General features: G+C 42.8%; 18 protein-coding genes. 7 read left to right on the forward strand and 11 right to left on the reverse strand.

The window, feature by feature from the left end:
* The first annotated feature begins 62 nt into the window (after positions 1-62).
* Both B9N86_RS17230 and B9N86_RS17235 read left to right on the forward strand, forming a co-directional pair.
* Positions 63-1,481: an aminotransferase-like domain-containing protein gene (locus B9N86_RS17230; RefSeq protein ID WP_208914386.1), complete on the forward strand. Its 1,419-nt coding sequence runs from the start codon at positions 63-65 to the stop codon at positions 1,479-1,481.
* 108 nt (positions 1,482-1,589) lie between these two features.
* On the forward strand, positions 1,590-2,003 hold the full coding sequence (locus B9N86_RS17235; RefSeq protein ID WP_208914387.1) for a nuclear transport factor 2 family protein: 414 nt from the start codon (positions 1,590-1,592) through the stop codon (positions 2,001-2,003).
* A gap of 87 nt (positions 2,004-2,090) precedes the next feature.
* Here the strand turns inward: B9N86_RS17235 and B9N86_RS17240 are convergent, their stop codons facing one another.
* Both B9N86_RS17240 and B9N86_RS17245 read right to left on the reverse strand, forming a co-directional pair.
* Complete coding sequence (locus B9N86_RS17240; RefSeq protein WP_208914388.1) at positions 2,091-2,516, reverse strand: VOC family protein; 426 nt, start codon at positions 2,514-2,516, stop codon at positions 2,091-2,093.
* Between the two features lie 139 nt (positions 2,517-2,655).
* Positions 2,656-3,915, reverse strand: a complete 1,260-nt coding sequence (locus B9N86_RS17245; RefSeq protein ID WP_208914389.1) for a chitinase — start codon at positions 3,913-3,915, stop codon at positions 2,656-2,658.
* 286 nt (positions 3,916-4,201) lie between these two features.
* On the opposite strand from B9N86_RS17245, the gene B9N86_RS17250 reads away from it, so the two are divergent.
* From B9N86_RS17250 to B9N86_RS17265, 4 genes are all read left to right on the forward strand, one after another.
* Complete coding sequence (locus B9N86_RS17250) at positions 4,202-4,597, forward strand: DUF2871 domain-containing protein (protein ID WP_208914390.1); 396 nt, start codon at positions 4,202-4,204, stop codon at positions 4,595-4,597.
* A gap of 297 nt (positions 4,598-4,894) precedes the next feature.
* Positions 4,895-6,088, forward strand: a complete 1,194-nt coding sequence (locus B9N86_RS17255) for an MBOAT family O-acyltransferase (protein WP_208914391.1) — start codon at positions 4,895-4,897, stop codon at positions 6,086-6,088.
* Positions 6,089-6,112: 24 nt separating this feature from the next.
* Positions 6,113-7,276, forward strand: coding sequence for a hypothetical protein (locus B9N86_RS17260; protein ID WP_244562739.1), 1,164 nt, complete (start codon positions 6,113-6,115; stop codon positions 7,274-7,276).
* The gene (locus B9N86_RS17265; protein WP_208914392.1) at positions 7,254-7,439 is read left to right on the forward strand and encodes a hypothetical protein; all 186 of its coding nucleotides are present in this window, start codon (positions 7,254-7,256) and stop codon (positions 7,437-7,439) included. The genes B9N86_RS17260 and B9N86_RS17265 overlap by 23 nt, the downstream gene beginning before the upstream one ends.
* 93 nt (positions 7,440-7,532) lie before the next feature.
* On the opposite strand, the gene B9N86_RS17270 is transcribed toward B9N86_RS17265, so the two are convergent.
* From B9N86_RS17270 to wrbA, 4 genes are all read right to left on the reverse strand, one after another.
* Complete coding sequence (locus B9N86_RS17270; RefSeq protein WP_208914393.1) at positions 7,533-8,231, reverse strand: polysaccharide deacetylase family protein; 699 nt, start codon at positions 8,229-8,231, stop codon at positions 7,533-7,535.
* 99 nt (positions 8,232-8,330) lie between these two features.
* Positions 8,331-8,933, reverse strand: a complete 603-nt coding sequence (locus B9N86_RS17275; protein ID WP_425298551.1) for a YkoP family protein — start codon at positions 8,931-8,933, stop codon at positions 8,331-8,333.
* Between the two features lie 274 nt (positions 8,934-9,207).
* A complete protein-coding gene (locus B9N86_RS17280) occupies positions 9,208-10,152 on the reverse strand; it encodes a DMT family transporter (RefSeq protein WP_208920467.1) in 945 nt (314 codons plus the stop codon).
* Between the two features lie 103 nt (positions 10,153-10,255).
* Positions 10,256-10,870, reverse strand: a complete 615-nt coding sequence (gene wrbA, locus B9N86_RS17285) for an NAD(P)H:quinone oxidoreductase (protein ID WP_208914394.1) — start codon at positions 10,868-10,870, stop codon at positions 10,256-10,258.
* Between the two features lie 149 nt (positions 10,871-11,019).
* Between wrbA and B9N86_RS17290 the strand changes: the two genes are divergently transcribed.
* Positions 11,020-11,379: a winged helix-turn-helix transcriptional regulator gene (locus tag B9N86_RS17290; RefSeq protein WP_208914395.1), complete on the forward strand. Its 360-nt coding sequence runs from the start codon at positions 11,020-11,022 to the stop codon at positions 11,377-11,379.
* 69 nt (positions 11,380-11,448) lie between these two features.
* Here the strand turns inward: B9N86_RS17290 and B9N86_RS17295 are convergent, their stop codons facing one another.
* The 5 genes from B9N86_RS17295 to B9N86_RS17315 all read right to left on the reverse strand — a co-directional run bounded on the left by B9N86_RS17295 (position 11,449) and on the right by B9N86_RS17315 (position 16,381).
* Complete coding sequence (locus B9N86_RS17295; protein WP_208914396.1) at positions 11,449-11,964, reverse strand: DinB family protein; 516 nt, start codon at positions 11,962-11,964, stop codon at positions 11,449-11,451.
* A gap of 368 nt (positions 11,965-12,332) precedes the next feature.
* A complete protein-coding gene (locus B9N86_RS17300) occupies positions 12,333-13,472 on the reverse strand; it encodes an exo-beta-N-acetylmuramidase NamZ family protein (protein WP_208914397.1) in 1,140 nt (379 codons plus the stop codon).
* 76 nt (positions 13,473-13,548) lie between these two features.
* Positions 13,549-14,253, reverse strand: a complete 705-nt coding sequence (locus B9N86_RS17305; RefSeq protein WP_208914398.1) for a PIG-L deacetylase family protein — start codon at positions 14,251-14,253, stop codon at positions 13,549-13,551.
* A 2-nt stretch (positions 14,254-14,255) separates the two neighbouring features.
* Positions 14,256-15,221, reverse strand: a complete 966-nt coding sequence (locus B9N86_RS17310; protein WP_208914399.1) for a GNAT family N-acetyltransferase — start codon at positions 15,219-15,221, stop codon at positions 14,256-14,258.
* A 299-nt stretch (positions 15,222-15,520) separates the two neighbouring features.
* The gene (locus B9N86_RS17315; RefSeq protein ID WP_208914400.1) at positions 15,521-16,381 is read right to left on the reverse strand and encodes a carbohydrate ABC transporter permease; all 861 of its coding nucleotides are present in this window, start codon (positions 16,379-16,381) and stop codon (positions 15,521-15,523) included.
* Positions 16,382-16,389: the final 8 nt, after the last annotated feature.

Here is a 16,389-nt window from a genome sequence, read left to right on the forward strand (position 1 = left end):
AGAATAGAACAGTTTATTCGGAACAGAACAGATATGAAAGGTTAAAAAGGAGGCATCCGGCTATGGATCCAACTGGCTTATCCCGATCACATGGCAAGCCGCTGTTCAAGCAAGTGTACGACTACATCTGGAATCGAATTCAGCGCGCAGAGTGGACAGAACATGATAAGCTCCCCTCTGTACGCGTGCTTGCAGAAGAGCTGAATGTCAACCGCTTGACTGTATTCAAAGCCTATCAACAACTTAAGGATGAGAAGAAAATCTACGTAAAAGATAAATCCGGCTACTATGTTCATCCAGGCATATCTATGCCCTTCGATGATTTGGATTATCCAATCGTGTCCTCTTACGTGCAGAAAAGTCATCTGTCGGAAATACATCGAGTGCCTGCTGCCTATCAATTTTCCTATGCGTTGATTGACCCCTATCTCATGCCAAATCGCTACTTCTCCGAATACGTGAAAGAGATCTTTGATCTATATCCTACGGTACTCAGCACGTACTCGACGATTCAGGGAGATGAAGAGCTTCGAGAGTCTCTTGCCCTTTTTTTCACCAATAAGCATAGACTTCACCTATCTCAAGATGACATCTTGATCACTTCAGGTTCCCAACAAGCTATCGATTTATTGGCACGGATGCTAGTGCAACCTATGGATACCGTTCTGCTGGAGCGGCCAACCTATAGCGCCGCGATCGATATTTTCCGTCAACAAGGCGCACAGATTATTCCTGTCGATATCCATCCATATGGCTATGACTTGGAACAGGTCGAATTGTATATGAAGCAGTACAAGCCACGTTTGTTCTATCTCAATCCAACCTTCCACAATCCGACCGGCTACGTCGTACCGACGGAGCAACGGAAGCAGCTAGTGGAGCTTGCCGAGCGGTACCACTGTTTTCTCGTAGAGGATGACCCGTTTCGAGAAATTTATTTTGATCAGAAGCCTCCGCCTCCTCTATTTGCGTATAGTACAGAAGGCTATGTCGTCTATATTCGCAGCTTTAGCAAATACGTTGCGCCCGGACTCCGGATTGCCGCTGTCTGTTGTCGACCTTCATTGATGAAACATCTCTTTACAGTCAAGTCACTGGCGGACAATGGTACCCCTCTGCTCAATCAGAAAATGTTCCTGCACTACTTCAAGTCGAAGCGACTGCAGCAGCATATTATGAAGCTTCAAACCGCATTAAACATTCGCAAATCGATTATGGAGAAAGAACTCTCCCGTACTAACTGGACATGGGACAGCCCAACGGGGGGACTTAACTTGTGGGTTCAATTGCCCGATTCTATTGCTATGGATATGCTCCTTGCCAAGAGCCTCGAACAGTCCATATCATTTGTTCCCGGCACAATCTGTGATCCATCCAAAGAAGCAACATCATGGATTCGCTTAAGCTATTCGTATATCAATGAACAAAAGCTAAGCACCGGGATGAAGATGTTAATTGATTTGGCAGAGCAGTTACTTTGATGAATATAATAGGAAATTTTGTTCAAATAATATCAAAATAAGTCTTGTCACATGCTTTGTGCTATACTGAATATTTTAAATTATCATCATTTAAAGCAAAGGTGGGCAATGATGGACATTACAAAACCCGAGTATGGAGACCTAACCATTACTTGCGTAGAAGATTGCGGAAACGCACCTAAAAAGTTGTTTCTTAAGGAATTCATCATAGCTTTAGCTACTAACAATATAGGCTTTATTATTGAAAATATTGCGGATCATGTGATCTGGAACGTTGTCGGTGATCAAGTTATTCAAGGGAAAGCTCATCTTACTGAGACGCTCCGTCACATGAACAATCGTAAAATAAAAGAACTACACATGAAGAAACTCATTACGCATGGTAGAGACGGCGCTGTTAGCGGAACTTTTATCACGGATATGAACAAAAGATATGCCTTTTGTCAGGTTTATACTTTCAGCAGTGCTGCCAAAAATGCAAAAATTAAAGAAGTAACATCGTATATCATTGAATACTCTTAAAGCTAAACCACAAAAAAACCTTGCAGCGTTAAGCGTTAAGCAGCAAGGTTTTTGAATCTTCCATCATTCCAAAAGTTATTGTATTATTTATCCACAATCCTCAAGCGCTAAATTGAATTGCCAATGGATCCCAAATTTATCTTTCAGACTGCCATAGTATTTACTCCAAAATGTTTCTTGGAGCTCCATCTCTATCGTGCCGCCTTCTTTCAGTATATGAAATGCAGAATCAATCTCTTCCTTGTTATTGGTTACCACGGCAAGTGTTACGTTGTTCCCTTCAACAAATGGCATTCCGGGAAAAACATCTGAAAACATGACGTTGCTTCCACTAATGTTAAGCCGTGTGTGCATAATTAAATCTTTAGCTTCCTCTGGCAGGGGATACTCCGGGTTAGGTGGCGCCTCTCCAAAGGTCATCATGTTAGGTTTCTCCGTATTAAACGCTTGTGCATAAAACTCGACAGCTTCGCGACAGTTACCATTAAAGTTCAAATAAACATCAACCGACATGTCTTCACTCCTCTTAATTCAATATAAACAAATTTGAAGTATACGCCTGAATCATAGTGTAACATTATAATGAACACACAATCAAAAAAACAAACTTTAACTTTATTATCATCCGCTAAATAGTAAGTGATTATTCATTTTAAAATGGCTTCATGCCTAACGTATCTATTTTCTCACTCGTTATATCTACACCCATTCGGCTTGTAATGTCGCGATAGTGCCCCGCACGTCGTTTGACAGGGCTGCCTTCCGTCTCCCCCATATTTGCTTCCAAGCCATTCAGAACCATAATGGTAATGCCGAAACCTGGTTGTCCAAGACCTTTGGCAAAATCTAATTTTGAGGGCTTCCATTTATTTATAATTACGTCGTGGGCCGATGGCTTTGGTGCTTGTGGCGTCATCCAGAATAAAATAGCGGTCATAAAGCCGACCTTCCCGTCTGCTGCCACAATTTCCGGCTTGCTCAGAAGTACGTTTTTGTCCCCATAAATGATAGAACTAAATAATCCATAGTTGAAGTTCCAGCTAAGCATAATGGGTCCGCGCCCATAATAACGCTTATCTTTCACACCTGGATATAGGTCACTGCTTGCCGGATCAACGAAGGGGTCCATATTAACACCTGTCCGGCCTGCAATATTTTCATTCCAGAACAACCCCCACTTCAATTCTCCGCCAGGTGCAGTTGCCCAACCACCACCGGTCTCATGTGCAAGATTCGCCAGAAATGCGGCAAGTTCACTCTTACGATCTTTCTTGAAACCTTCCTTTAAGAAAGTACCAAAATCGATGATAACGGTTTCAATTTCCTTCTTCCTATTTTCTACCGAGTTAAAATCGGACGAACGAGATATTAACGTCTCTATTCTTGCATCCTTGTCAAATCTATGAATTTCCTGAACACTGGTGGTACCTTTTCGAGTACTGATCTTCAATTTAATATTCGAGACTTCAGTTACGGCATCGATCAGATTGTCATATGAAAAGTAATCCAACTGATCTTCTTTAAAATACTCCTTACCTTTGGCTACTTTATGCCACTCTGGAGAGCCTAGCCTATTCGGAAATAAATCCTCGTACTCTTTCTGAGGTAACAACGCTTTGACCGCATCTACGGCTTGGTCTGGCTCATAGTCAGGATCAATACTGTCCCATTCACTCTCAATTTCCTTGAGAGTAAGATAACGGTTTTCACCAACAACGAGTGTACTCCCCTCATAACTCCTTTCGATGGGTGGAATATCCACACTAATTGAAGCTTTCTGATCACTTGCGGCTATACTTTTGCTTTCTGCTGCAGCGACTGTTACTGGCATGGCCAGTAAAACAGCCCCAAGCGATAAACAGACGGTTCGATGTAGCAGCTTGCTAGGTAACGGATAATTCCATTTAGACACAAGCATTCTCCTTTTTCACTTTAAATTGGATGTGATTTATATATTATAAAAAATGTGAATTAATTGTATATAGTTCCAATTCCCTGAATACAAAATCAATTCAAGCCTAGATATGACAAATAGTGAAGCTAAAGAACAACTCTATATATCTGATATCAAATTTTTTGTCTTCATATGGAGAAGGATTTCGTGAAATTATTCACTTTTGTAACATTTCGTTCATATTGCGTTCTTATTAGCATGATACACTTTCATTAAATACGATAATTGTTGAAGGAGCATGATCATGAAGAAGCTATATTACACTTCCTTTTTCTACGCTGTACTTGGTTTGATTGCTGGTGTTTTTTATCGTGAGATTACGAAACATAGTGATTTCTCCGGCTCTACGGTATTAGTCGCACTTCATACCCATATTCTAATATTAGGATTCTTTTTCTTTTTAATCGTATTGATCCTTGGCAAGCTGTTTCAAATTCATGAAGCGAAATCCTTCGGTGCCTGGTACATCGTATATAACATCGGGTTGCTTATAACGATCGGGGCCATGACTTCCCGGGGAATGCTACAAATGAAAGAACAAGACATCAGCTTTTTGCCACACATCGCTGGACTGGGTCATGCCATTCTGGGTGCCGGATTCATCTGGCTGCTTATACTACTTGGTAAACGAATTAAATAGAGTGTTAGGGGACCGCTGGGGAATCGCTTCCGGTGGTCCGTTTTTTTATTAACATCAATCTTCAGTATGAAAAGTCGTTATACGATACCCGTTTCCATATAATGTATCTATGTTCTGGATTGGCACTATCTCTCAGTTAGATGTATAATCTTGCAAGTAGATTATGTTCGGATCTCCATTGCTGGATTTTGGAACTCCACAATGATTTTACATATATTCCTTTTTTTCATTTCATGATATTATTAATTGGTTTGCAGAAATTATAGAGTACTAGGTTCGGATGGTGGAAGCAATATTATGATGTACACTGATTGGTTTTATTGGCTATTTGTTTTTGTGGCTGTTGCCACATATCACGTAATCCCACACCGTTTCAGGCCCTTAGTGCTTGTTACGGCGGGTATCACGTTCTACTATTATTATGCTGGTTCTTATGTTGTATTGCTGCTCTTGGAAGCTATTATTGCCTTCGTGCTTATCCAGGCAGCTATTAAACGAACCAACCGCTGGATTTATCCGGCAGCTATTATCGGAGTCATTCTCGTTCTCGGATACTTTAAGTACAGCAATATGCTTGTGATGACCCTCAATGATCTATTAGGATTTTTACACAAACCCTTCTTACCAAAAGCAGAACAAATTGTTCTGCCGCTTGGTATATCCTATTTTACCTTTGAGTTAATTCACTATCTAGTTGAAAGAAAACGTGGAAACCTTCCTGAGCACAAGCCAGTAAGTTTTTTCTCGTTTCTCTTTTTCTTTCCGACGATGGTAGCAGGTCCGATCAAACAATTTCAAGGCTTTTATCCCCAATTGACAGCACGTTTTCAACTCGATCATCTTCTAATTGGGGTTACACGCATCGGGATCGGCCTCTTTAAGAAGCTGGTACTTGCTGGGACCATTGATCTGTTAGCACAGCCTGTCTACTCTCAGGCAGGTATTGCTGGCGCAGATATAGAGACTCTTTGGATTTCGCTCGTAGCTTACACTTTTGTCATCTATTTTGATTTCTCCGGATATTCGGACATCGCAATAGGTACTGCACGTTTATTCGGCATTGTCGTGCCCGAGAACTTTCGCTTTCCTTATCTGGCACGCAGTATCGCAGAGTTCTGGAACCGTTGGCATATCTCGCTCGGTTCCTGGTTGACCCGGTATATATATTTCCCTTTGGGTGGCAGTCGTGTTCCTGCGCCGCGTGTATATGTAAACCTGATGTGTACGATGGCTGTGTCAGGCTTGTGGCATGGTGCCGCATGGAACTTTGTCGTATGGGGCATGTTTCATGGCCTAATGCTGTGTATTCATCGGTTTTATTTGAAGCAAGTAAAGACCAAGTTGAAACCTGTACCCAATTGGCTGAAGCCCGGTACAACGCTGCTGGCAATAGGAATTACTTTTTTAGGAGTAACTTTGAGTCGGGTATTCTTTGTTCTGCCAGTTGCTGATGGTTGGAATCTAATGTTAAGACTGTTTGGTCTGAGATGAGGCTCAGAGAGTGAGGAATGAAAGATGATGCGCAAGCTTCCAATAAAAAAACTGATTGTATTCATGGTGTTATTAGCTGTAATGGGGTTGATCGGAGTTACGATGTGGGCAGATACGGTCGTCGAAAAAGTACAGCAAGACGTTGCTGCACATGCAGAGAAAAACCTTCGGGTACCTGCTTTTGACTCCATCGTGTATACACCGATATGGATTGAATATTTGAAGAAACAGCCGGACAACGGCAAACCGGACATTGGCATGTTCGGTTCTTCCACCGTCTTTGGAACGACAGTAAAAGATGGCTGGAATACACCCTCCGGTATTTTACAAGTTCACCTCAATGACAAGCGCGTTCTTAATCTTGGATTGTCTGGTGGACGTCTTGTAGAAACGTACGCTATTATCGCATCCATGGTGGACGAAATAGATTATGTAATATATGAAATTAATTACGGTATATTATCCGTCACAGATAACGATCCGGGAGTTACGGTATATCCTGCACTCTTGAGCAAGCTGGATCAAAATATCCCACGGGGTTGGCTGGATGGATTTTCGAGGAAAGACAAACAATCTGTACCAAGCTCTATTCATGACTCGATGACAACTGGCGTATTAAATAATTGGACGCTATATCACGATCGGGATGTTCTCAGCTATCATTTTTTCAAGACGCGTACGTCCACGGAGAAAATACGCCGAGAGATTCAAGAGATACGTGACCAGAAAAAGGGGATTAAACCTACATATACCCCTTTGTTTAGCCCTTATGATAAGCTGAAAGCACATCAACAGGAAGGTATCGTTAAACACTTTACAGCCCTATATAAATGGGATAAGCCTTTCGACAAAAACAATAGCTTCGGACTTTTCATGATGGGAAAAACACTCGATCTGCTTGATAAACATAATAAAAAAGCACTCTTCTTCACGGCTCCGTTAGATACGCAGCTCATAGCGGAACATGAAATGCTGAACTGGTCTGACTACGACACCGTTATGGGAGCTTATCAGGAATTAATTGAATCCCGTGGCTATCCGTTCATAGAATTCAATAAAGAAAAGACCAATCTTATTCCGCACAAATACTATCATGACCCATCGCATCTTATTGATAAAGGTAGCAATATGTTCGGCGAAATCCTATATGAAAGGCTGAAGACCTTTGGAATTACAAACACGCAGTAAGGAACAGGAGCAACCCGAGATTATTTCGCTTGGTAAGCGTATTGCCCACGTAATGCTTCTTGGTGTAATTACTGTTGCGGGTGCATTGGCGATTATGGCGGTTGTATTGGGCATTTTATTTTTCTCAGGTGAAACAAGCCAATTTATTTATATGAATTTTTAACAAAAAGAAGGCATCCCTCCGGTCTATGAATCTAAGGGATGCCTTTTCTATTCGTTTTGTAAGAGCGTATGTAACTAGCGGGTGTATTTTCCGTCAAGACATTTCATCAAGGCGAACGAATTGCAGGTTTCTTGTCTGCAGTTGGTTTAGCACTTCTTCTAAAGCTTTCAGCATAAAATAAGGTGCATGCTGGTCCGCGCCCACAGTATCACCGCTGTCGTGAAGTAATACAACGGAGCCATCGGTGATTCCACCTAACAGTGTGGACTGCAGCCGGGTTTGACAAAACCGGTTTCTCCAGTCCCCCCCCATAACCGACCAAAGAGCAATTCGATACTGCTTGCGCCGAAAAAAATCAAATATATTGATTAATCCCCATGGTGGACGGTAATAGTTGGGTCTTGTTCCGACAATAGACTCTATAATGTCGGCTGAGCGGTCCAGATGTTCACGCCGAATCGTACTGGGCAGCATCAGCCAATTGGATGTATGACAATAATTGTGGATTCCAATCTGATGGCCTTCCCGATCTATTCTTCTAATTAACTCGGGATACTGCTCCGCTTTCGATCCAAGCACGAAAAAGGTAGCCTTCACTTGATGAAGCTTTAATAAATCCAGCAATTTCGGCGTATATTGTGGATGTGGTCCGTCATCAAAAGTGAAGGCCACCTGTTTTTTTACCGTTCCTTTGCGAAAGACACCAATGCCAGTTATTCGCGTAATCAAACTCGGAATAAACATGTAAAACGTGGTGATGCATAGTATCCCTCCTACCAGGTATATAAGCATGATTCCTCCCCAAATAACAAGAATAATGATAGTGAAGTAAATATATGAGTATTGCTTCTATGGAGAATGCCATACATCTTACTTCCATAAACGTGTACCTTATGCAGAGAATCTCTGTCCAGGTGAGAATCGATTCTTCAATGAGGCCCGCGAATGAATTAGTAGCATCGGCACCAGTTGTTCGGTTCGCCGATCGATCCTTTGTCTCCCTTCCGGATGCATGGCCGATAGCAACAATCGAAGATAGATCGTGGTGATACGTTCAAAGACGCCGGGCTTTAAATTCTGTTGTTCAAAACCAAGACCGTGTGTTAATCCCCGGTGGAGCAGTGTAATACCCAGTAAAGCCTTGACCTCTCTGAACTCGGACTGCGATTCGAAGGCTTCATTGATTTGCTGCATTGATTTACGCAGCATGCGAGCCGTTTGGAGTGCAGCACGATCCGATCCTTCGGACTGGATCAACTTCAGGATACTTCCATTGTCGAGGTGGAGTTCCCCCACCCACTCTCCCTTGTTAATGACAGTGGAGTCCTGGCATACAATGGCCTGCCCCCGGTGCTTTTTAAGCATCACGGTGCATATACCAAAACGCGACTTATGCGATACACGAAAATAGGAAAGAAACGCAAAAGTTTTTTCCCACATCATCCAAACGGATTGCACTGTGGTTTTGCGTAATTTGAAACTCAAATCACTCACTCCTCTAAAAACGAATATTGTCTTCTCTGTTCATAATTGTATATATCAGAACTTTCTTTTTTCTTATCCGATTCTTACGAAAATCTTAAGTATTATTCGACTGCAATTCCTGTGCAAAAATAAAATCTGCTTCTGTAACAAGATTCATGTTGTTGTACTCTTCTGTTGACTTCAAAAAAAAACCCCTACCTAGGTAGGGATTAAAGAAGTATTATTTTATTGATTTGTCGTATCTAAAAATTCTCCATACAGATGATTAATCCCGTTGTTGCGATCAACTTTCTTTTGGTATCGCTTTGGTTACCCCAGTCTGCTTGCGGCGTGCTGGGTCCAAAAAATTAACCCCCAGCACCCCTGCTAAAATCATGACCGCTCCGATAATGTGATAGTAACCGAGTTCCTCCTGTAAAAATAGGATACCGGCCAACATCGAGATCAAGGTGGACAGATTGCTGAAAACACTCATTTTGGACGCCTCGATCCGTGATAAGGCGAAATTGGACATCAGTGAGGTAACAAGGGAAGACAGTACCCCAAGATATAAGGTGGACAGTACAAATGCTGAAGATGTAAACGGCTGAAAATACTCATGCATACTACCGTTCCAAACATGCTTGGATACAGACACACCATTAAAAACGATGAAACCGATCATCAGCATAACAAACGTCAATTCCATCGGTTTGAATTTTTTCGTCAGCGGACGTGCCAATACACTGTAAATGGCCATGGATAAGGCGGACAAAACCAGAAGCGCCAAACCTTTAAAATTAGAAAGATCAAGCGAAGTACCTTTCATCACAAAAATGTAAATCACTCCGGTGACGGAAAGTAAAACAGAGTATTTTTGCCAAACGCTAGTATGTTCCTTTAGAAAAAACCCTGCTAACAGTACTGTGAAAATCGGCGACAATGCTAGAATAATACCGGCCTCAGAAGAAGAACTGCTCACAAGACCGAACACTTGAAGGCCGAAAAACAGCGTCGGATAAAATATCGCAAGAGGTAAAATGCTGACGATGTCTTTGAGGCGTATATTAAGCTTCAACAAGCCGAACAGTACAGGAATCAAGATGACTACAAACGATATTGTAAATCGATGTGCCAGAGCATCGATAGGATTTGCCGATTCGAGAGCGATTTTAACAAACAGAAAAGATAATCCAATAATAAGAGCATTTATAAATGCAGCAACATATGCTGGAAGTTTTGATTTCACAGGCACGAAAGACCACTCCTAATAAACAATGATTTGATAGCTTCATTTTATTGTAGAATAACCCCACGGACCAATTTACCGCGGGGCCGTTTACTTAAGAACATTATCCGTTGATGCCTTGTTTCACCCATTTCGCTACTTCAATCGTACGACGCGCTTGAAACTTCACAGCTTCCTTCACATCCTCTACCATATTTCCGTCCTTATTAACGGTTACACTCGTACCATACGGGTTACCACCCGCTGCAAATACGGATGGATCAGAATAACCGGGCGCAGCTACGATTGCTCCCCAATGATACATCGACGTATAAAGAGATAAGATCGTGGCTTCTTGTCCACCGTGAGGATTCTGCGCAGAGGACATAGCACTTACCACTTTGTTCGCAGTTTTGCCTTGGAACCAGAGACCGCCTGTTGTGTCAAGGAACTGTTTCATTTGGGATGGCATATTTCCAAACCTAGCAGGCACGCTAAAGATAATTGCATCTGCCCATTCAACATCATGCAAAGACACTTCAGGGATATGCGCAGTTGCATCCACGTGGGCTTTCCAATCGGGATTTTTTTCAATGATAGATGGCGGAGCAAGCTCCGGAACCTTTAATATTTTTGTATCTGCGCCAGCTTCGCGTGCACCTTCGGACGCCCATTGTGCCAATTGGTAGTTAGTTCCTCCTGAACTGTAATAGATTACTGCAAGTTTTAAATTAGACATGTTTATCTCTCCTCAGGTTCATTTTTATATATTGTTTCTGTTGCCTGTTGCTTACAAGGATTATTATGATTGATTCATTCAATCCTGAGAAGTACGCACAATAATGTGGTATAGTATCCAAAAGGATACCGTTAAGGAGGTAAGCCAGTTTGGATAATAGTAATGGCACTTGTACAGGAGCTTACTCTACGATAGATATCGTAACTGGAAAGTGGAAGCCGAGGATATTGTATCGATTGGCGCAATCCGAATCCGTACGCTTTAATGAGTTAAAACGATTTATCCCTGAAATAACTCAAAAAATGTTGACATCTCACTTAAGAGAGCTTGAAAATCACGATATAATCCTTCGAGAAATATATCCGGAAGTACCACCAAGAGTGGAATATTCTCTTACGGAATATGGACGAAGTTTCATACCGATTCTGGATTCGCTGCAGCAGTGGGGGAAAAATCATTTATCTCACTTGGAGCAGGTCAATGATCAACAAGAGAAGAAAATCAACTGATAGAATCACAAAAGACACTAGCGCGATGCGCGATGCTAGTGTCTTTTGTATTGCTTTGTCTATTTGCTACTACTCCAAATACCTATCCTTCATAATGTTTAGATGATGCAGTTCATGTCCTGCTATGATATAAACCAGAGCGCTTGCAGATGTGACTTTCTCGTTCGCAATTCCTTTTCTGTCCCAAGACTCCTCCGGTAATCCTCTTACCAAAGCAAGGGTGGACTGCCTCACGGTCATATATTCTTCAAGTAAATCTGTCATGCTGCGCTTGTAGAAATCTGCGTTCTCTACAAAAAAATCTTCGTTAAATCCAGCAAGTGGGGTTTGGTCTCCTCGCGCGATACGGAGTAGCCGATAGCTCATAATCCGTTCTGCATCGATCATATGGCCGAATACTTCTTTCAGGCTCCATTTACCTGGAGCGTAGCGATGGTTAGCCTGAATATCAGAGAGCGATGAAATCAGCTCTTCTATGACCTTCTGCTGCTCTTCAATAATACATACAAGATCCCCTTCCGGCACTAGTCCTACGTAACCTCGATAATATTCAGGATAATCTTCAACTGAAGGCCGTTTTAACATCGTATTTTCCCCTCTTTCATATAAATTGTGGTAGCATCATGTTCTGAGAAATTCATTTATTTAAACCATTATATTCCTTAAAATTAGCATTTTCTCATCGTAAAATCTACTTAAATTTTTCTCACCGCGTGCAGCTCCCAGCGCACGGTGTGTGTTGTATGACAGCGATCGATCACATTATGATTAAGTCCCAGGTGGCTCATTACCAAAGTTAGGGTTTAACGATTATAAAATGGAATAGGTTGCAATCAAGTTTCACATCATGAAAAAAGACACGAGCCTATAAAAGGTCGTATCTTTGTCTTAGTGAAAGCACTAGTTAGTAATAGGGAAGCAGTAGTGAAACAATTAAAGCAATTTTGCCCACCTCAATACAAATGATATTCCTGCTTCGACTGCTCAAATTTGTGGCTTTCCTCACGGAATTTCTCCAGCAGAGCCGGGACATCTACGGACTCATCGCGATACATGTTGTCTCCCCCCAGGAGATCAATAAAAGGTCTTGACCCTTCCTTAAGCGGCGGCAAAAATGAGAAGTCTTCGAAGTTATGCTTAATCGTATACATCAGTTGGACGCCTGTCTCCAATGGTTTAAGACTCCGGTTGTCCGTGATGTGAAGTTGTACACCATGACACAGCTCACCCTGAAACTTGGAAAATGTAGGTTTGAAATACACCGGCCGAAACATAACGCCCGGCAGCTGCTTTCCGTTCATCTCATCTGCCAGCTTTTCTGCGTTTATGAACGGAGCTCCGATCATTTCAAATGGAGCCGTGGTTCCTCTTCCTTCCGACAGATTACTCCCTTCGAATAAGCAAGTTCCCGGATAGAGCAGTGCCGAATCGAACCGGGGAATTCCCATGGACGGCATGATCCACGGTCGCCCTGTATCCGGGAGTAGCATGTTTCGATCCCAGCCATCACACTTCACCACATGCAGCTTACCATTCCAGTTCATCTGTTCGTTCGCCATCACTGCGATCTCGCCTGCCGTCAAGCCATAACGGACCGCGAGTGGATAATTGCCTACAAACGATTGATATCCGTCTTTTAAAATATTCCCTTCCACGGTCACTCCGTCCAGCGGGTTGATCCGGTCTAAGACGACAATTTCCTTGCCGACTTTCGCGCAATCCTCCAGCGCATACAACATCGTATAAATAAAGGTATAATACCGTGTACCAACATCCTGGATATCATACACGACCATATCTACTTCATCCAGCATTTCCTGAGTAAGACGCTTAGAGTCTTTTCGATATAAGCTGTGTACCGGAACGCCTGTAAGCGGATCAAGGTATGTATCAACCATGGCCCCTGCGTCCTGATCGCCGCGTACACCATGCTCGGGCGAGAACATGGCTACGAGATTATAATTTTCATGCAGTATTTGTATCGTGGATACAAAGTCTTGGTTCAGCCCAGTAGGTGATGTAATGAGGCCCAGCCTCTTCCCTTTAAACAGATGGGCTTCCTCTTGAATACGATCTATACCGTTTCGGATCATAGCTACTTCCCCCACTCATGTGTTATTTTCAAAAAATGACCATAACAAGTTCCTTGTTACAGTCATTTTGCTATGGCTAAAGTTCGTTTTTAAGGACACGCTTGTTTTCTTCCGGAATCATGAACGTTTCCGCGTATTCTTGTCTCGCTTCAATCCCGCGCACCCGTGCCAAATGTTTGTAGTATTCCAGATAAGGGAACGACTTGCTGCCCGTAACGAACCAGTGCTGGGATACAGCTTTTACCCACAGATCAAAAGCTTCCTTGGGAAAGTCAACATATACATATGGCTTGTAGTCAACCGCGTCCTCCCAATTCTCCGCATAATACAATCTGGATGCAAAAAAAGCAGGAAGCTCACGCTCGAACGAAGGAAGTCCAGCATAAAAGCGGGCGTCATTGACGATTCGATGAGTAGTCATATGATCTTTATGCATGCTGTTCTTCCAGTGGGTAATAATTACGTTCGGACGCACTCTGCGGATGACGTCACACACGGCCCAGCGATTCTCATCATCGTCTTTCAGCTCTCCGTCAGGCGTGTCGAATACGATAGCTTCTCCGCCCAGCATTTCAGCAAAAGCGTTCGCTTCTCGTACTTTCTGCTCACGGTATTCCGCCATATCCTGACCGGCAGGAACGCCGCGCTCCCCTGCCGTCAAAGCTAGCGTTACGATATGATCACCCTTTAAGGAATGGTGCGCCAATACACCACCTGCTGTAAGCTCCGCATCACCAACATGTCCACCGATCGCGAGCACCGTTATCTTCTGATCACTCATCGTTAAAACTCCCTTCGCATGACTGAAAATTGTTTGACGGTTTGAAAGCCTGCTTTCTCGTATATCCGGATAGCCGGATTTGTACTTCCGGTATATAGAGACATATAATCGGTCCCGATATTTTTGAATGCCTCGCACAACTTAAAGAACAAAATACTACCCAGTCCATGTCCTTCATGATCACGATGAACGCCGATACCAGAGAAATAACCGCGCCCGTTATCCTGGCGGATGACTGGTCCCGCAAATCCAACAACCTTGCCGTGATGCGAAGCAATCACAACAGGCACCCCATCCGAGGTAGACTTCTCGATTTCCTTTTGCCATAAAGGATTATCAAATCCTAACAGCATTTCAGCCACCCCGTGATGCTTAAGCGGATCAAACAATTCAACATGATATCCATGGCCAGCCGCCTTATCTTCCTTGGACTTACTTTGTTCAGGAAAGGTGAACTCGGCCAAATTCAAATACATAGCACATTCTCTGGCACGCTCTATGTACCCCTGACGCACGAGAAACGCATACAGCGAACTATCAACCGGTACACCCGGAGCGTTATTGTGCTCGTGCTGCGGTGTATTCGGTATGTACCATGGCAGCATCATCGGGTTGAAGAACAGTACATCCGACTGCTTCTTGCCACATTGTCTAAATCGGTTCTCCACAGCGCCCAACATCTGCTTATAATGATCATCTGTTTTAACATCATCTGACAGCACGATGCATGTGATATAACCTGCGACGTTTCCAAGCGGCAGATCGTCTCCTGTGCATCCGCAGGCAAATCCTTTGACCTGATCGGATTCCAGCCACACAAACGTATTCTCAGGATCAAAATATGGACTAGACAGAAAAATATGATCGAAGCTTTGTTCCGTCAGCTCCTTGTAACCATCTTTCACAGCTTCTACATTCCATAAATCAATAACGGCATGAGTATATTCATGTTTCCAAGACTCCAACATGTTGATGTACACCTCACCATCTGGCAGATTATTTCCGCAAGATTAGAGCCGTCTTGGCTCCTAAGTCAATACGAGCGTTGATTGGCAGATCAGATGTCGAATCATCGGCAAGCATAAAATAATGCAATCTATATAAGATGAGCCAATGGTTGTGCCGCAGATTTCGGCATAGGCAGGACACTGTATGCCTCTTGCTGCAACTACGAAGAAGATTGGCGTCTATTCTGCCCTTTTGAGCAATGGCCCTCCAAGTATTCATCGTTGTTGTTGTAATGACAAATTAGATTCATGTATTCCGATTAGCCTTTTACCGCTCCTACCGTTACACCCTCCAGGAAGTACTTTTGCAAGCTAAAGAAGAGAATAAACATAGGAAGTGCGGAAATGGTGGCACCCGCCATCATCGGCGCGAAATACGTTGTATTCGCGAATCTAAAGTTTTTAAGTCCTACCTGAATCGTCTGCATATCCATGGTGTTCGTTACCAGGAAAGGCCAGAAGAATGTATTCCAGTTGTCCATGAATGTGAGGATGGCCATAACGGCCAACACCGTTTTGGATAATGGCAGAACGATCTTGAAATAGATCTGAAATTGGTTGCATCCTTCAATTTTTGCACACTCCAATACCTCTGAAGGAATACTTCCCATAAATTGCTTAGCCAGAAATATGTTATATACCGTAACAAGTCCGGGAACGATCATTGCGGTATACGTATTCTGAATTTGAAAAGTGTTTACAATCAGGATGTAAAGAGGCACCTGTGTTACTTGATAAGGAATCATCATCGAAACCAGCAGGACGGAGAACAGAACAGCTCTACCCTTAAACCGGATTTTGGAAAATGCATATCCTGCAAGACTCGCAAAAAACACGTTAGAAACCATTACTGTCGTTGCTACAATCAATGAGTTGATCAGCCAACGTACCGAATGTTCACTATAATCGAAAAAGAATTTATAGGAATCAAGCGATATTTTACTTGGGAAGAGGGAATAGTTCATTGCCCCGGCTTCCACCGGATCCCCGAAAGAAGAAATAAACATGAAATAAATTGGAAACAGCGTAGCTAAAGCAAAAAGTACTAGAATTACCATGATCACCGTATTACGGGTCTTCCTACGCACAGGTTTACCTGTGTGACTGTTGTATAACGCCATATCGGTGC

It is taken from the genome of Paenibacillus uliginis N3/975, assembly GCF_900177425.1.
In the GTDB taxonomy this organism is placed as follows: Bacteria; Bacillota; Bacilli; order Paenibacillales; family Paenibacillaceae; genus Paenibacillus_AQ; species Paenibacillus_AQ uliginis.

What these genes read in the sequence shown, in the direction of transcription:
- B9N86_RS17230 (WP_208914386.1), top strand. Translation starts at nt 63, where the DNA reads ATGGATCCAACTGGCTTATCCCGATCACATGGCAAGCCGCTGTTCAAG.
- B9N86_RS17235 (WP_208914387.1), top strand. Translation starts at nt 1,590, where the DNA reads ATGATGGACATTACAAAACCCGAGTATGGAGACCTAACCATTACTTGC.
- B9N86_RS17240 (WP_208914388.1), bottom strand. Translation starts at nt 2,516, where the DNA reads ATGTCGGTTGATGTTTATTTGAACTTTAATGGTAACTGTCGCGAAGCT.
- B9N86_RS17250 (WP_208914390.1), top strand. Translation starts at nt 4,202, where the DNA reads ATGAAGAAGCTATATTACACTTCCTTTTTCTACGCTGTACTTGGTTTG.
- B9N86_RS17255 (WP_208914391.1), top strand. Translation starts at nt 4,895, where the DNA reads ATGATGTACACTGATTGGTTTTATTGGCTATTTGTTTTTGTGGCTGTT.
- B9N86_RS17260 (WP_244562739.1), top strand. Translation starts at nt 6,113, where the DNA reads ATGATGCGCAAGCTTCCAATAAAAAAACTGATTGTATTCATGGTGTTA.
- B9N86_RS17270 (WP_208914393.1), bottom strand. Translation starts at nt 8,231, where the DNA reads ATGCTTATATACCTGGTAGGAGGGATACTATGCATCACCACGTTTTAC.
- wrbA (WP_208914394.1), bottom strand. Translation starts at nt 10,870, where the DNA reads ATGTCTAATTTAAAACTTGCAGTAATCTATTACAGTTCAGGAGGAACT.
- B9N86_RS17295 (WP_208914396.1), bottom strand. Translation starts at nt 11,964, where the DNA reads ATGTTAAAACGGCCTTCAGTTGAAGATTATCCTGAATATTATCGAGGT.
- B9N86_RS17300 (WP_208914397.1), bottom strand. Translation starts at nt 13,472, where the DNA reads ATGATCCGAAACGGTATAGATCGTATTCAAGAGGAAGCCCATCTGTTT.
- B9N86_RS17305 (WP_208914398.1), bottom strand. Translation starts at nt 14,253, where the DNA reads ATGAGTGATCAGAAGATAACGGTGCTCGCGATCGGTGGACATGTTGGT.
- B9N86_RS17310 (WP_208914399.1), bottom strand. Translation starts at nt 15,221, where the DNA reads ATGTTGGAGTCTTGGAAACATGAATATACTCATGCCGTTATTGATTTA.
- B9N86_RS17315 (WP_208914400.1), bottom strand. Translation starts at nt 16,381, where the DNA reads ATGGCGTTATACAACAGTCACACAGGTAAACCTGTGCGTAGGAAGACC.